The 15,747-nt window shown below is 70.2% G+C and carries 13 protein-coding genes; 10 read left to right on the top strand and 3 right to left on the bottom strand.

Annotated elements, in window-relative coordinates; all coding sequences use genetic code 11:
• Positions 1 to 95: 95 nt before the first annotated feature.
• Together OG828_RS42590 and OG828_RS42585 are read left to right on the top strand one after the other, a co-directional pair.
• Entirely contained in the window at positions 96 to 1,301 is a 1,206-nt protein-coding gene (locus OG828_RS42590; protein ID WP_328504167.1) for a hypothetical protein, read from the top strand.
• A 223-nt stretch (positions 1,302 to 1,524) separates the two neighbouring features.
• Positions 1,525 to 3,471, top strand: coding sequence for a protein-arginine deiminase domain-containing protein (locus OG828_RS42585; RefSeq protein ID WP_328504166.1), 1,947 nt, complete (start codon positions 1,525 to 1,527; stop codon positions 3,469 to 3,471).
• 60 nt (positions 3,472 to 3,531) lie between these two features.
• Here OG828_RS42585 and OG828_RS42580 read toward each other — a convergent pair whose 3' ends face one another.
• Positions 3,532 to 4,533, bottom strand: a complete 1,002-nt coding sequence (locus tag OG828_RS42580) for a LacI family DNA-binding transcriptional regulator (protein ID WP_328504165.1) — start codon at positions 4,531 to 4,533, stop codon at positions 3,532 to 3,534.
• Positions 4,534 to 4,725: 192 nt separating this feature from the next.
• Between OG828_RS42580 and OG828_RS42575 the strand changes: the two genes are divergently transcribed.
• The 4 genes from OG828_RS42575 to OG828_RS42560 are packed head-to-tail and all read left to right on the top strand — an operon-like array spanning position 4,726 to position 9,005.
• Positions 4,726 to 5,676: a TIM barrel protein gene (locus OG828_RS42575; protein ID WP_328504164.1), complete on the top strand. Its 951-nt coding sequence runs from the start codon at positions 4,726 to 4,728 to the stop codon at positions 5,674 to 5,676.
• 11 nt (positions 5,677 to 5,687) lie between these two features.
• A complete protein-coding gene (locus OG828_RS42570) occupies positions 5,688 to 7,112 on the top strand; it encodes a sugar porter family MFS transporter (protein WP_328369352.1) in 1,425 nt (474 codons plus the stop codon).
• 13 nt (positions 7,113 to 7,125) lie between these two features.
• On the top strand, positions 7,126 to 8,142 hold the full coding sequence (locus OG828_RS42565) for a Gfo/Idh/MocA family oxidoreductase (RefSeq protein ID WP_328504163.1): 1,017 nt from the start codon (positions 7,126 to 7,128) through the stop codon (positions 8,140 to 8,142).
• Positions 8,139 to 9,005, top strand: coding sequence for a sugar phosphate isomerase/epimerase family protein (locus OG828_RS42560; protein ID WP_328504162.1), 867 nt, complete (start codon positions 8,139 to 8,141; stop codon positions 9,003 to 9,005). The genes OG828_RS42565 and OG828_RS42560 overlap by 4 nt, the downstream gene beginning before the upstream one ends.
• Here the strand turns inward: OG828_RS42560 and OG828_RS42555 are convergent.
• Positions 8,995 to 9,708, bottom strand: a complete 714-nt coding sequence (locus tag OG828_RS42555; RefSeq protein WP_328504161.1) for a response regulator — start codon at positions 9,706 to 9,708, stop codon at positions 8,995 to 8,997. The genes OG828_RS42560 and OG828_RS42555 overlap by 11 nt on opposite strands.
• Positions 9,705 to 11,330 carry a sensor histidine kinase gene (locus OG828_RS42550; protein WP_328504160.1) on the bottom strand — a complete coding sequence of 542 codons (1,626 nt, stop codon included), beginning with the start codon at positions 11,328 to 11,330 and terminating at the stop codon, positions 9,705 to 9,707. Before OG828_RS42550 ends, OG828_RS42555 begins: the two co-directional genes overlap by 4 nt.
• Before the next feature lie 217 nt (positions 11,331 to 11,547).
• Between OG828_RS42550 and OG828_RS42545 the strand changes: the two genes are divergently transcribed.
• The 4 genes from OG828_RS42545 to OG828_RS42530 all read left to right on the top strand — a co-directional run bounded on the left by OG828_RS42545 (position 11,548) and on the right by OG828_RS42530 (position 15,727).
• On the top strand, positions 11,548 to 12,534 hold the full coding sequence (locus OG828_RS42545; RefSeq protein WP_328505035.1) for a Bug family tripartite tricarboxylate transporter substrate binding protein: 987 nt from the start codon (positions 11,548 to 11,550) through the stop codon (positions 12,532 to 12,534).
• Positions 12,531 to 13,067 carry a tripartite tricarboxylate transporter TctB family protein gene (locus OG828_RS42540; protein WP_328369338.1) on the top strand — a complete coding sequence of 179 codons (537 nt, stop codon included), beginning with the start codon at positions 12,531 to 12,533 and terminating at the stop codon, positions 13,065 to 13,067. The genes OG828_RS42545 and OG828_RS42540 overlap by 4 nt, the downstream gene beginning before the upstream one ends.
• A gap of 1 nt (position 13,068) precedes the next feature.
• Positions 13,069 to 14,562: a tripartite tricarboxylate transporter permease gene (locus OG828_RS42535; protein WP_328369336.1), complete on the top strand. Its 1,494-nt coding sequence runs from the start codon at positions 13,069 to 13,071 to the stop codon at positions 14,560 to 14,562.
• A 169-nt stretch (positions 14,563 to 14,731) separates the two neighbouring features.
• The gene (locus tag OG828_RS42530; RefSeq protein WP_443062531.1) at positions 14,732 to 15,727 is read left to right on the top strand and encodes a trypsin-like serine peptidase; all 996 of its coding nucleotides are present in this window, start codon (positions 14,732 to 14,734) and stop codon (positions 15,725 to 15,727) included.
• Positions 15,728 to 15,747: the final 20 nt, after the last annotated feature.

The following is a 15,747-nucleotide window of genomic DNA, read 5'->3' as shown; positions in this document are numbered from 1 at the left end:
GTGAATCGATTCAGTCGAACCGGATTCGACGACGGCACCGGCGAGGGATCCAACCCCCCGCACACCCCACAACCGGATCACTTGGAGAAGACGAGATGGGACGCAGAGCCGCACAACACCTCGCCGACACTCCCGCAACCGCCCCCAGAGGACGCGCCGTTGCCGCCGCCGCATGCGCCACCGCCCTGCTCACCGGAGCGGCCCTGCTCACCGAACCCGCGCACGCGGCCGCCCCGCCGCAGGTGGCGGCGGCGTGCGGTGAGGGCTCGTACCAGGCGGAGGCGGTACTCAGCGGCAGCACCTGGACCGCCCGGCGCGGCAGCAGTGTCGTGTACACCGGCGGCGACATGCGCGCCGCGATGCAGGCGGCCGTGAGCAGCCTGACGGCCGGCCGCACTTCGAAGGAACGGGTCGTCGTCCGCGGCTCGGGCTCCATCAGCGCCGGATCCCGGGTCTCCCTGCCGAGCTACACCGTGCTCGACGTCTGCGGCACGATCAACGTCACCGGATCGGGCTCCGGCGACCAGGCCCCGGTGTACGCCCGCGGCGCCCGCGACATCGAGGTCCAGCACCTCACCCTCACGGGCAGCCCGCTGTACGGCGTCTTCATGCGCAACGTCCAGAACGTCGTGCTCGGCCAGCTCGACATGCGCCTGTCGCGCGGCCTCGGCGTCCGCATCGACAACCGAGGCGACACCAGCCAGTGGACGCGGAACGTCCGGATCGACAACGTGTACGTCTCCGGCGCGAGCAGCCACGCCGTGGAGACGTACGGCGTGGACGGCTTCACCGTCGGCACGGTCACCGCGCGCAACGTGGGCGAGTCCGGACTGCTGCTCAACCAGACCATCAACGCCACCGTCACCAAGGTCGACGCGGACGGAGCGGGCACCGGCACCGGCTACGCGGCGTTCCGCATGGCCAACCGCAATGGCCGGGTGGGCAGTTCGTACCCCACCAACATCCGCGTGGGTGAGGTGATCGCGCGCGGGGGTGGGCGCGGCGTGTTCTGCGTCTCCGAGAGCGGCGGCGCGGTCATCGACCGGGTGAACATCTCCAACACCGGCAACAACTCGATCCTGGTCGAGAACTGCACCAACGTGAACATCGCCGCGCAGAGCGGCAGCGTCGCCGGCGGCGGCGAGATCCGGCTCGCGGCCCGCTCGGAGTTCCCCAACAACTCCGACATCACGATCCAGAATCTCCGGGTGACCAACTCGGCGATCAGGGAAAGCCCTTGCGGCACGAACACCACGTTCCGCAACAACACATTGGTCAACAGCAGCCAGAACATCTGCTAGGCGCAACGCTGGAAGTCCGGTGTGTCAGCTGCGGGTGCGTCGCGGCTGGTCGCTGCCGAAACACATCGGACTTCGCCGGACCCGCTCAGGCAGCTCCTCACTGGTCCCGCCGGTGCGGTCCCGTGAGCGGACCCCGGTAAGAACTCCTCACCTCACAGTCAACGCACAGCCCCCATTTCCCCTCTTGCACGGCGAAACACCCCCCACCGAGAAGGGATTCGCCGTGCGCGCACGTACGCGTCTACGCACCCACCCCGCGGGATCCGTGTTCCTCGCCCTCGCCGCCACGGGGTCCGTGCTGGCCACGCAGCTCTCCCCCGCCGTCGCCGCGGAGCCGGCCGCGACAGCCGATCTCCGCGCGGACGTCGACCGTGACGGCCGGGTCGATCTCACCGGCGACACCGACACGGCCGGCGAGGACAGTTGGACCGTCGGCCGGGGTGCCGTCACCCTGCCCAACCTCGACGACGACACCAAGCGCTGCCCGGTCACCGGCCCCGGCGGCAGCCGGTTGCCCGACGCCAAGCTGGCCGCCTGCAAGGACGCCTCCGACACCAAGGTCAACGGCGCGGCGGACGCCGCCGATCTGGCCCGGGTCCGCTCAACGCCCTTGCCGGGGCTGGCGGGTGACGCCACGGGCGGCGTCAAGGTCACCACGGGTGCCCAGCACACCCACGTCTTCCTCAAGCGGTCCGGGAACTGGGTCCTGGTCACGCCCGACACCCGGCTGACCGCCGCCGAGCTGCGCTCCGGGGTGGAGTTCGGCGTCGAGGCCACCGACATCATCCGCGACAGCGCGCAGTGGGACGGCCGTACGGTCATCCGTCTGACCGTGACCTCCGCGGGCGCCACCACCTCCGACGAGGTCACCCTGCGCGTGGCTCCGCTGCTCACCCACCACCATCTGCAGCAGACCCAGCAAGTGATGGTCACCAAGCTGGAGGGGGAACCGCTGTTCACGCGGTTCGTCGTGGGTCTGGCGAAGCAGGCCCGGCGCGCCGGCGTCACCAAGCCTCTGGTCACCTTCGACAAGTACGGCGACATCTGGGCGCAGGACTTCGTGGAGCCCGCGTACGTCGCGATGACCGGACCCGACGGGCAGCGCCAGGTCATGCGCGTGATGCTGCGCTCGGCCCAGCCGGACCGTGAGTCGGGCCGGGAACTGTTCGAGAAGATCCGCGGCCGGGACATCGGCGTCGTCCAGGTCACCGAGCGGTCCCCGCAGCGCGACTGGTCGCTCAACTCGATGGGGAACCTGGAGACCATCCCGCCGTACGCACACAATGGGCGCTCGTTCCCGGCCGGGCGGATCATCATGGGCGAGCGCAAGGACAGCGGGACCCGACCGTCCCAGGCGATGCGCACCATGCTGAAGTCCCAGGGTCTCCAGGACCCGCTGCTGCTCGACACCTCCTGGCTGGGCGTCGGCCATGTCGACGAGTTCGTGCAGTTCCTGCCCGCCGACACCCCGCGCGGCTGGCGGATCGGCGTCGCCGACCCCGACGCCGGGCTCAAGCTGCTGCGCGACGCCCGGCAGGCCGGTCATGGCCGGACGAAGATGTTCTCGGTCCCGCCTTCCGAGTACGGGCCCGCGCCGAGGGAGACCATCGAGCAGGCCCTGGCCTCCCGCCACTTGGTGGCCGACAACACGATGGCGGCACAGCGCATCGCGGCCAACCTGGAGATCCTCAAGCGCGAGACCGGAGTCACCGACGCCGAGATAGTCCGCGTTCCCGCGCTGTACACGCGCGACGTGGCGGTGTCGGCGAACGGAGGCGACACTCCCATGCCCCGCCTGACCCGTGTGGGCGGCGACAGCGCTCTCGCCAACGCGGCCAGGAAGCACGGTCAGCAGAAGTGGCTCGCCGAGGAGCCGAACGCAGCGGCGGCTCCGGAGACCGTCATGACGAGCGCCTATGTCCCCGGCGCGGTCAATGGTGTGCTGCTCGCCCGTGACCGCTATCTGGCGCCCAAGCAGTGGGGGCCGGTGATCGGCGGCAAGGACATCTTCGCGGAGGCGGTCACCGCGGCCTATCGGCGCGTGGGCATGAAGGTGTCGTACCTCGACGACTGGTACACGTACCACCTCGGCATGGGTGAGGTGCACTGCGGCACCAACACCCTGCGGGATGCCTCGGCCGCCTGGTGGGGGCAGGGCGGCTCGCACTGAAGCAACTGAAGCAGGTGATCGGCCGGCATCGCGGTGGCGATGCCGGCCGGGTGCGGTGGCTCAGCCCTGCTCCTCCGGTACCGGCCCGCTGGTTCCCCGTACCACCAGCTTGCAGTCCAGCACCGCTTCCCGCGGCTCGAGTCCGGGCTTCTCCAGCCGCTCCACCGCGAACCGCACCGCGTGCTCCGCCATGAGCATCGCGTCCTGGCGGACGGTGGTCAGGCCGACCGGCATCAGGTGGGAGAGGTGGCTGTCGTCGTAGCCGACGACGGACAGATCGCGCGGGACCTCGACGCCGGCCCGGGTCAGCGGCATCAACAGGCCCAGCGCGCAACGGTCGTTGCCGGCGAGGACCGCCGTCGGCAGCGGATGGCCGCGGTCCCGTTCCGCCAGCAGCAGCCGGCCCGCCTCGATGCCCGACTGTTCCGTGTGATGCCCGGGGATCACCCTCGTCTCGGACTCCAGCCCGTGGCGCCGCATCGCCGCCCGGTAGGCCCGCCGCCGCTCGGCCGAGCCGGGACCGCGGCCACCGTCGATGTGCACGATGCGCCGGTGCCCCAGTTCGAAGAGGTGCTCCATGGCCTGCTGTACGCCCTTGCCCTCGGCCGAGTGCACGAAGTCCACGCGGGCATGGGGGACGCGCCGGCTGACCGAGACGGTCACCGCACGCTGTCCGAGTTCGTCGAGATAGGCGGCCTCGGCGTCGGAGCCGAGCACGATCAGTGCCTCGCAGCGGTGGGCGAGCAGCGCCTCGATCGCCTTCGCCTCGCTGCGGCCCTCGGAAGCCGCGGAGAGCAGCACGTCGTAGCCGAGCCGTTCGGCCTCCGGGTAGATGCCCTCGATGAGGTCCGTGTGGAAGGTCTGGTGCACGGTGAACATCACGCCGAGCGTGCGGCTGCGCCCGCGCGCCAGCAACCGGGCCGCGGAGTCGGGCCGGTAGCCGATCTCGTCGGCGACCCGCAGCACCCGCTGCCGCGTCTCCTCGCTCGCCCCCGGCTGGTTGCGGAACACGATGGAGACCAGCGCCCGGGAGACACCCGCCTTCTTGGCGACGTCCGCCATCGTAGGCCGCTGCTTGCCCGCTGCATCCACCTGCGCACCCACCCTTCGACGCGGCCACCTTACGGTCTGCCGCGAAATCCCCCGGCAACAAACTATTGACATGACATTTGGACAGGGGTCATCGTACTCGCACTAGAGCGCGCTAGTAGCGCGCGACAGCACATCTCGATGCCCCCATCGAAAGGCACCGCCATGGCAACGGCGCCATCGCCGCTCCGCACCACCGCAGGCAACCTCTGCCTGGGCTCCGCCCCCGACTCCTGGGGCGTCTGGTTCCCCGAGGACGAGCACCAGGTGTCGTACACCCGCTTCCTCGACGAGCTGGCCGCGGCCGGCTACCAGTGGCTCGAACTCGGCCCGTACGGCTACCTCCCCACCGATCCCCTGCGGCTGAAGGACGAACTCGACGCCCGTGGTCTGCGGGTCTCCGGCGGCACCGCGTTCGGCGCGCTGCACCGGGCCGAGGTCTGGGACGAGATGCTCGCCCATGTCCGCCAGGTCGCGGCGCTGACCGCCGCCGCGGGCGCCCACCACCTGGTCCTCATCCCGCCGATGTACCGGGACGAGAAGACCGGCGCGTTCACGGAGCCGCCCGAGCTGACCGCCCAGCAGTGGGCCGGGTTCGGCAAGGCCGCCGACCGGCTCGGGAAGCTGCTGCTCGACGAGTACGACATACGGCTCGTCGTCCATCCGCATGCCGACAGCCACGTCCAGACGCAGCCGGAGATCGAGCGGCTGCTGAACGAGTCGGACTCCCGGTACACCAATCTGTGCCTGGACACCGGGCACGTCGCCTACGGCGGCGGCGACAACCTCGACCTGATCCGCCGGTTCGGCGAGCGCGTCGGCTATGTGCACATCAAGCAGATGGACCCGGAGATCCTCGCCCAGGTCGCCGCCGAGAACCTCTCCTTCGGGGAGGCCGTCAAACGCGGGGTGTGCGTGTCGCCGCCCGCCGGGGTGCCCAAGCCCGCCGATGTCGTGGCCGAACTCGCAAGGCTCGACGCGGAGTTGTTCGTGATCGTCGAGCAGGATCTGTACCCGTGCGCTCCCGAGGTGCCGCTGCCCATCGCGGTGAGCACGCGTGAGCATCTGTCCGGGTGCGGTCTGTCCGGCACGCGACGTCCGACCGTCGACCGGTAAGGGGGGCTGCCATGGACGTCAGGAACGACGCGCTCAAGACAGCCGTCACGCCGGCGGACGACGCTCCGCCGGCCGTCTCCCGCAGGCTGCGGCTCATCACGATCATCGCCACCTTCGGCGGACTGCTCTTCGGTTACGACACCGGCGTCATCAACGGCGCGCTGCCCTACATGACGGACGACCTGGGTCTGACCGCGGTCACCGAGGGCATGGTCACCAGTTCGCTGCTGCTGGGCGCGGCCCTGGGCGCGGTGACCGGCGGGCGGCTGTCGGACGCGCGAGGACGGCGCCGTACGATCCTCGTTCTCGCGGTGCTGTTCTTCGTCGGTGCGCTCGGCTGCACGCTCGCGCCGACCACCGCGGTCATGGTCGTGGCGCGGTTCGTGCTGGGTCTCGCGGTCGGCGGCGCCTCGGTGACCGTGCCCGTGTATCTCGCGGAGATCTCCCCCGCCGAGCGGCGCGGCGCGCTGGTGACGCGGAACGAACTCATGATCGTCAGCGGCCAGTTGCTGGCATTCACCTCGAACGCGATCATCGCCCGGGTGGGCGGCGAGTCCGGCGGTGTCTGGCGCTGGATGCTGGTGATCGCCACGATCCCGGCCGTCGTGCTGTGGTTCGGCATGCTGGTGATGCCGGAGAGCCCGCGGTGGCTCGCCTCCAAGACGCGCTTCGGCGAGGCCCTTGAAGTGCTCAAGCAGGTGCGGTCGCAGCAGCGAGCGGAGGCCGAACTGGCCGAGGTGTCCGCGCTCGCGGTCAAGGAGGAGCAGGAGAAGCTCGGCGGCTGGCAGGACATGAAGGCCACCCCGTGGCTCCGCAAGCTGATGTTCGTCGGCTTCGGCATCGCGATCGTGCAGCAGATCACCGGCGTCAACACGATCATGTACTACGGCACTCAGATCCTCACCGACGCCGGTTTCGCCGCCGACAGCGCGCTGACCGCGAACATCGCCAACGGCGTGATCTCGGTGCTGGCCACCTTCGTCGGCATCTGGCTGCTGAGCCGCGTGAACCGCCGCCCGATGCTGATGACCGGTCAGATCGGTACGACCGCAGCCCTGTTGCTGATCGGCGTGTTCTCCCTTGTGCTGCCCTCCGGTGACGGACGGGCGTATGCCGTGCTCGCCATGACGGTCACCTTCCTCGCCTTCCAGCAGGGCGCGATCTCGCCGGTGACCTGGCTGATGCTGTCGGAGATCTTCCCGATGCGGATGCGTGGCTTCGGGATGGGCATCGCGGCCGTGGTGCTGTGGCTGACCAACTTCGCGATCGGCCTGGTCTTCCCGTCCCTGGTCTCCGGGATCGGGATCTCCAACACCTTCTTCCTCTTCGTGGTGGCGGGAATCTTCTCGCTCATCTTCGTGAAGCTCTACGTCCCCGAGACCAAGGGCCGCTCACTGGAAACCCTCGAAGCCGAACTCCGGGCGCGTTACGCCTAGTTAGGAAACGTTCATGACTGTACGTGTAGGAGTCATCGGCACCGGCTGGATCGGCAAGGAGCACATCCGGCGGCTCACCGACACCGTCGCCGGCGCCCGTGTCACCGCCGTCACGGACATCGACGCCGCCCGCGCCGCTCAGGCGGCGGCGCCGGTCGGCGCCCGGGTGGTGGCCGACGGCGCGGCGGTGATCGCGGCCGACGACGTGGACGCCGTCCTCGTGACGTCCTGGGGGCCGACCCACGCCGAGCATGTGCTGAACGCGATAGCCGCGGGGAAGCCGGTGTTCTGCGAGAAGCCCCTCGCCACGACCGCCGAGGACTGTCTGAAGATCATCGAGGCGGAGACGGCACACGGCCGCCGCCTGGTCCAGGTCGGGTTCATGCGCCGCTACGACGCCGGATACCGGCAGATGAAGCAGGTCATCGACGCCGGCCGCATCGGTGAGCCGCTGATCGTGCACTGCGCCCACCGCAACCCGACCGTCCCGGAGTCGTACATCTCCTCCATGGCCGCCCTGGACACCGCGGTGCACGAGGTGGATGTGCTGCGCTGGCTGCTCGACGACGAGATCGTCTCCACGCAGGTGGTCACCCCGCGCGCCACGAGCAAGCGGTTCGCGCACCTGAAGGACCCGCAGATCATGCTCTTCGAGACCGCCAAGGGCGTCCGCATCGACCTGGAGGTCTTCGTCAACTGCCAGTACGGATACGACATCCAGTGCGAGGCGGTCGGCGAGGAGGGGCTCGTCCGGCTGCCCGACCCGGCCGCGGTCGGTGTGCGCGGCGCGGGACAGCACAGCACGGAGGTCCTCACGGACTGGGTGGGCCGGTTCGCCGACGCCTTCGACGCCGAGTTCCGTGAGTGGATCGCCGCGGTCGCGTCCGGTACCGAGCCCACCGGCCCGTCCGCGTGGGACGGCTACGCCGCCACCGTCATCACCAGCGCGACCGTCGAGGCCCTGGAGTCGGGCCGCGTCGTCGCCACGGACCTCAAGCCCCGCCCGACCCTCTACGGAGGCGTCGCATGAAGATCGCCCTCGACCCGTACATGCTCCGTGCGCTCCCCATCGACGAAATGGTGCGCACCGTCGCCGAACTCGGCTACGAGTACATCGAGTTGTCGCCGCGAGACGACTTCATGCCGTTCTTCGTGCATCCGCGGGCGGACGACGAGCGGATCGCGGAGCTGAAGAACTCCCTGCGCGCCCACGGTGTCCAGCTGTCCTCCGTGCTGCCGCTGTACAAGTGGTCCTCGCCCGACGAGACCGAGCGGCAGGCCGCCGTCCGCTACTGGAAGCGGATGATCGAGATCACCGCCGACCTCGAATGCCCGCTGATGAACAGCGAGTTCAACGGCCGTCCGGAGCGCGCCGCCGAGAGCGAGGCCGCGTTCTGGCGCTCGCTGGAGGAACTGCTGCCGGTGTTCGAGCGCGAAGGCATCGCTCTGAACCTGGAGGCCCACCCGGACGACTTCTGTGAGGAGAACACCCCCGCGGTCGACCTGGTCCGCGCGATCAACAAGCCCTGGGTGAACTACCTCTACTGCGCCCCGCACACCTTCCACCTCTCGGGAGCCGACCCCACGGCCGACATCGCGGCGATGATGCGCTACGCGGGCGACAAGCTCCAGCACGTGCACATCGCTGACTCCTTCAACCACAAGGGTTCCTCGGGCCTGCGCTACATCCTCAATCCGCCCGGCACCCCGGCCCGTATCCACCAGCACCTCGACATCGGCCAGGGCGAGGTCGACTGGGACGCCTTCTTCGGCACCCTGCGGGAGCTGGACTTCGACGGCGTCGCCACGTCCTGCGTCTTCGCCTGGGAGGAACGGGCCCGCGACTCCGCGGCGTTCATGCTGGACCGCATCCGCAAGGAGCTCACCGCATGACGGCGGGCTGCCCGCGGAACCGGTAGCGGCGTTCGGGGCGCCCTGCCGCGCCGTAGCGCAGGGAGACCTCCGCGTGGCCGGTGGTGTGGAAGTACTCCAGGTAGCGTCGGGCGCTCACCCGGGAGACACCGGTCAGGGTCGCGCACTCGGAGGCGGACAGGGTGCCGGCGCAGTCGCGGAGGGTGCGCTCGATGAGGTCGGCGGTCTCCACGCTCATCCCCTTGGGCAGCGGGCTGACCGCCGGCACCGGTGCCGTGCCTCCGGCCATGACCCGGTCCACGTCGGCCTGGCTGCGGACGACCGTGGTGAGCAGCCGGCCGCGCTGGGCGGCGTACCGCTCCAGTCGGGAGCGCAGGTCCTGGAACTCGAACGGTTTCAGCAGGTAGTCGACGACGCCGCGGCGCACGGCCCGGCGTACCGTATCGCCCTCCCGCGCGGCACTGATCACGATGATGTCGCAGTCGTGGCCGGCGGTGCGCAGCCGGGGGATGACGTCGAGACCGAAGACGTCGGGCAGGTAGAGGTCGAGCAGGACGACGTCCGGGCGGAGTGCGTCGACGGCGGCGATGGCCTCCTCGCCGGTGGTGGCGACGCCGACGACGGTGAAGGGCGGGACGCGTTCGACGAAAGTGCGGTGAACTCTGGCCACCATGAAGTCGTCGTCGACGATGAGGACGCCTATCCGGTTCGGGTCGTCGGTCATGTCGCTCCTTCCGCCACCGCGTCGGTGAGGTGGCTGACGGTCATGCGCGCGGTGAACATGGCCCCGTCGGGGGTGTTGGTCACCGAGATCTCACCGCCGTGACGTTCGCAGACCAGCCGGGTCAGCGCCAGGCCTATGCCGCGCTCGCCCTCCTGGGCGGCCTTGGTGGTGAAGCCGTGCTGGAACACTTCCTGGGCGAGTTCCGGTGCCACGCCGGGACCTGAATCCCGTACGACGATCTCCACACTGGAGGCGTCCTGCCGCAACCCGACCTCGACCCAGCGTCCGCCGTCGTGCGCCGCGGCGTCCACGGCGTTGTCGACGAGGTTGCCGACCACGGTCGCCACGTCGGCGGCGTCCTCCGGGGTGAGCCGGTCGAGCGCGGTGTCGTCCGAGATCCGCAGCGTGACCTTCCGTTCGGCGGCGAGGGAGGCCTTCGCGGTCAGCAGGGCGGCGACGGCGGTGTCGCGGACCCGGCGGCTGAGGGTGATGTCCAGCGACTGCCGGTGCCGGCTCAGGGCGCGGATGTAGCGGACCACCTCGTCCTGTTCGCCGATCTGGATGAGCCCGGAGATGGTGTGCAGCTGGTTGGCGAACTCGTGGGCCTGCGCGCGCAGCAGCTCCGACGAACTGCGGAAGGAGCCGATCTCCCGCTCCAGGCGGGCTAGTTCGGTGCGGTCGCGCAGGGTGGTGACGGAGCCGAGCAGACGGCCGTCCTTGGCCACGGTCATCCGGTTCATCACCAGGACGCGGCCGTGGCGTACGACGACCTGGTCCCCCTGGTCGGGCGTGGCCCCGGCGAGGACGTCCCGCAGCCGTCCCTCGATGCCGAGCTGGTCAAGGCTCCGGCCCACGCACTCCTCGGGCAGGTCGAGCAGGGTCCGGCCCATCTCGTTGACGAGGGTCAGCCGGGCCGCCGGGTCCAGGGCGATCACGCCCTCGGCGATGCCGTACAGCATGGCCTCGCGGTGTTCGGCCAGCCCGGTGATCTCGCGGGGCTCCAGGCCGAGTGTCTGCCGTTTCACGCGCCGGGCGAGCAGCCAGGAGCCGGCCACGCCGAGGCCGCTGGCGATGCCCAGGTACGCGAGGAGGTAGGAGGACGCGCCGCTGAGGCGCTGCCACACCGTCGGGTCGGCCTCGCCGATCATCACCGTGCCGAGGTGCCGGCCGAGGTTCTGCCGCGTCGCCCCGAGGACGGGCACCTGGGCCACCAGCTCGTGGCTGCCGTCCAGCGTCAGCGGCCCCGACCAGCCGCGCCCCGCCGCGGCGCCCTCGCCGAGGGGCAGCCGGTCGCCGATCACCGTGGCGTTGGTGGAACTGACGATCCGGCCCGCGGCGTCGGCCACGGTCACCGAGGTGACTCCGGACTGGGTCTGCATGGAGTTCACCAGTGGAGCGAGGGCTTCCTGCGGCAGGGGCTGGGTGAGCTGGCTGCGCACCAGGGGCGTGGCGGCCAGTTGCTCGGCCAGCGCGGCGACGCGGCGGCCCTCCACGCGGTTGAAGGTTGCCTCGGACTGGGCAAGGGAGACGGCGGCGACTGCCACCAACACGACCACGACGATGGCGAGTTGGAGCACCAGCATCTCGCCCGCGAGGGTCTGGCGACGGAAGGTGGTGACCACGACCTGCTCATCTCTGACCTGGTGGTTCGGGTGCCGGGACGGCCCCATGATGGCCTTGGCCAGGGAGCGGGGGAAGACATCCGTCGCCGCCCTGCCGCTGACACAAAGACCAAAACCTCCGTTGGTTCCGGAAGCGAGACAGGCCGTCGCCGCCCGTGCACCATGTGGCCCACATCACGCTCCACAAACCCGCATCGACCGACAGGTGGTGGCACTCGTGCGTCTGCGCACCCCGCTCGCCCTGCTCGGGGCCGCCGTGCTGGTCCTGGTGGCACCGCCGCTGCTGACCACCGGCAGCGGCTCCGACACCGGCACGCAGATCCCGGGCCTGCGCTTCATGGTCCCCAACACCCCCGGCGGCGGCTACGACATCACCGCCAGGACCGCCGCGAAGAACGCCGAGGACGCCGACCTCACACACTCCATCGAGGTGTTCAACCTGCCCGGCGCCGGCGGCACCGTCGGCCTGACCCGGCTGGTGGGCGAGCACGGCAACGGCAAGCTCGCGATGTCCATGGGGCTCGGGGTGGTGGGCGCGGCCCGCTCCAACCACGCGCCCAAGACCCTCGCCGACACCACCCCGATCGCCCGGCTCACCGAGGAGCAGGACGTGGTCGTGGTCGCCAAGGACTCCCCGTACAAGACGATCGACGATCTCATCAAGGCGTGGAAGGCCGACCCGGGCAAGATTCCGGTCGGCGGTGGCTCCTCGCCCGGCGGGCCCGACCATCTGGCGCCGATGCTGATGGCGCGGGCCGCGGGCATCGCGCCGAAGGAGGTCAACTACATCCCCTTCGACGGCGGCGGTGAGCTGCTCGCCTCGATCCTCGGCAACAAGGTCGGCTTCGGAGTGTCCGGCGTCGGCGAGTACCTCGACCAGATCAAGGCGGGCGAGCTGCGGGTGCTCGCGGTCACCGGCCCGGAGCGCGTCGGCGAGCTCAAGGACGCGCCCACGCTCAAGGAGTCGGGCTACGACGTGAACTTCACCAACTGGCGCGGCATCGTCGCCCCGCCCGGCCTGTCCGCCGCCGAACGCGAGAAGCTCACCCGGCTCCTCGAGGAGCTCCACGACTCCCCCGAGTGGCAGAAGTCCCTGGAGCAGAACGGTTGGGAGGACGCCTTTCTGACCGGCGAGGAGTTCGGCGACTTCCTGGACGCCCAGGACAAGCGCGTGGTGTCGGTGCTGAAGGAGCTGGGACTGTGACGACGCAGACGGATACTCCCCCCGCCGAGCCGGCCGAGCGGCGCTCGTGGCTGCGCGAACACTCCGAACTCGGCGTCTGCGTCCTGCTGTTGGCGCTCGGCGTGCTGGTGCTGACCGATGCGCTCACCATGGACGTGGACATCGCCCAGCGTGGTCCCGTCGGCCCGAAGACGGTGCCGATCGTCGTCGGCATCGGGCTTCTCGTCATCGCCGCGCTCCTCGCCGTGGACGTGCTGCGCGGCGGCCGTGGCCAGGCGGAGACCGGTGAGGACATCGACCTGTCCGAACCCGCCGACGGGCGCACGGTGTTGCTGCTCGCCGGGGTGTTCCTCGGTGCCGCCGTCCTCATCGAGCCGCTGGGCTTCCCCGCCGCGGGCGCCCTCCTGTTCTGGGGCGCCGCCTTCGCTCTCGGTAGCCGCCGTATCGACCGAGACCCGCTCATCGCGGCCGTGCTCTCCCTCGTCACCTACGCCGTCTTCAACAACCTGCTCGGAGTGCCGCTGCCCGGTGGCCCCCTGATGGGAGCGCTGTGACATGAACGCCCTCAACTCCCTTCTGGACGGCTTCGGTACGGCTCTCACCCCGGTCAACCTGCTCTGGGCGGCCCTCGGTGTCCTGCTCGGCACCGCGATCGGGGTCCTGCCCGGCATCGGGCCTGCGATGGCGGTCGCTCTGCTGCTGCCGGTGACGTACGGACTCGACCCGATCGCCGCGTTCATCATGTTCGCGGGGATCTACTACGGCGCGATGTTCGGCGGCTCCACCACCTCGATCCTGCTCAACACGCCCGGCGAGAGCGCCGCCGTGGTCGCGGCCATGGAGGGCAACCCCATGGCCAAGTCGGGGCGTGGCTCGCAGGCTCTGGCAGCTGCCGCCATCGGTCACTTCGCGGGCGGCCTGATCGGCACGATCCTGCTGGTGGCGCTGGCGCCGACGGTCGCCGATCTGGCGGTGGACATCGGCGCTCCGGACTACTTCGCCATCATGGTGCTGGCGTTCATCGCCGTGACGTCGGTGCTGGGCTCGTCCCGGATCCGGGGGCTCGCCTCCCTGCTGATCGGCCTGACGCTCGGCCTGGTGGGCCTGGACCAGATGACGGGGCAGCAGCGTCTCACCTTCGGTTCGCTCCAACTCGCCGACGGCATCGACGTGGTGATCGTGGCGGTGGGCCTCTTCGCGATCGGCGAGGCGCTGTGGGTGGCGGCGCATCTGCGGCGCAATCCGGGTGAGCCGATCCCGGTGGGCCGCCCGTGGCTGGGCCGCGGGGATGTGCGGCGGACCTGGAAGTCGTGGCTGCGCGGCCCGTTCATCGGCTTCCCGTTCGGCGCGATTCCGGCGGGCGGCGCGGAGATCCCCACCTTCCTGTCGTACGTCACCGAGAAACGGCTGTCCAAGCACAAGGACGAGTGGGGCAAGGGCGCCATCGAGGGCGTCGCGGGACCGGAGTCGGCGGCGTCGGCCTCGGCGGCGGGCACGCTGGTGTCGATGCTGACGCTGGGCCTGCCGACGACGGCGGTCGCCGCGGTGATGCTGGCCGCGTTCCAGCAGTACGGCATCCAGCCCGGGCCGCTGCTGTTCGAGCGCGAGCCGGAGCTGGTGTGGGGCCTGATCGCCTCGCTCTTCGTCGGCATGGTGCTGCTGCTCGCGCTCAACCTGCCGCTGGCGCCGCTGTGGGCGAAGCTGCTGCGCATTCCGCGGCCGTATCTGTACGCGGGGATCCTGTTCTTCGCGATGGTCGGCGCGTACGCGGTCGGCGGCGAGGTCATCGACCTGGTCACCCTGCTGGTCATCGGGCTGATCGGGTTCGGCATGCGGCGCTATGGCCTGCCGATCCTGCCGGCCGTCATCGGTGTCATCCTCGGCCCGAACGCCGAGCAACAACTGCGGCGTGCCCTGCAGATCAGCGACGGCAGCGTGTCGGGGCTGGTCAACACGCCGTTCGCGGTGACGGTTTACGCGGTGGTCGTGGTGCTGCTGGTGTGGCCGCTGCTCAGAAAGCTCGTGGTCCGGCGGGGTGCCAAGGCCTGACCCATGCGGACTTTGTGGATTTTCGGCCATGGTTATGGCGTGCACCTGCCCAGACGCCGCTGCTTGGTGGCACGCTGCTTTGAACCGCGCACGCAGTAACACCCCTGCCCACCCGGGCGGATGGTCCCCGCCGCCCGGTCGTCCCCCCACCGCAGAAGGAGACCGCGTGATAGGCAGATTCCGCACATCCGGCGGCGCCCGCGTCCGCCGCAGCGTCCTCGGCGCGCTGGCCGGCGTCGCCGCCCTCCTGGCCACGGGTGTCACCGCCGCCCCGGCCGGTGCCGCCACTCCGGAACCGGGAGCGGTGCCCCTCGCGGCGCAGGAACGCGCCCGTGACTTCTGGACCCCCCAGCGGATGCGGCAGGCCGTCCCGCTCGACGTCCTGTCCGTCGACCGCTCCGACGTGACAGCCTCGACCCCGCGCCAGGGCAAGAAGTCCGTCGTCGCACCGAGCGCCCCGGCCTCCCCCGTCGGAACCCTGGCCATCCCCAACGGCGGTGGCCCCTGGACCGGCGGCGGGGCCGTGGTGAAGACCGCGGGCCGGGTCTTCTTCACCTACCAGGGCCGCACCGCGTCCTGCTCCGGCAACGCGGTCACCAGCGCCAACAAGAGCACGGTGATGACCGCCGGCCACTGTGTGAAGCTGGAGGGCTCCTGGCACACCAACTGGGTGTTCGTGCCCGCGTACCACGACGGACAGGCGCCGTACGGCAGGTGGTCGGCGTCCAAGACGCTGTCCACGCCTCAGTGGACGGCCAGTGAGGACATCAACTACGACGTCGGCGCGGCCGTGGTCGCCCCGCTCGACGGCAAGAGCCTGACCGACGTCGTCGGCGGCCAGGGCCTGGCCTTCAACACCGGCTACAACAAGGCGATGTACGCCTTCGGCTTCCCCGCCGCCGCCCCCTACGACGGCGAGAAGTTCATCTACTGCAGCGGCACCACCTACCGCGACTTCCTGCTGTCCAGCGACCACGGCATGACCTGCGACATGACCGGCGGCTCCAGCGGAGGCCCCTGGTTCACCCAGTTCGACGAAACGACCGGCACCGGTCTGCAGTCCTCGGTGAACAGCTTCAAGTACAACTTCCTGCCCAACGCGATGTACGGGCCGGTCTTCGGCGCGGACGCGCAGAACCTGTACCAGACCGCCCAGTCGTCCTGACTGGACGTTGCCGCGCGGGA

The sequence above is a fragment of the Streptomyces sp. NBC_00457 genome (genome assembly GCF_036014015.1).
In the GTDB taxonomy this organism is placed as follows: Bacteria; Actinomycetota; Actinomycetes; order Streptomycetales; family Streptomycetaceae; genus Streptomyces.
This window is presented reverse-complemented; position numbering and strand designations above follow the sequence as displayed.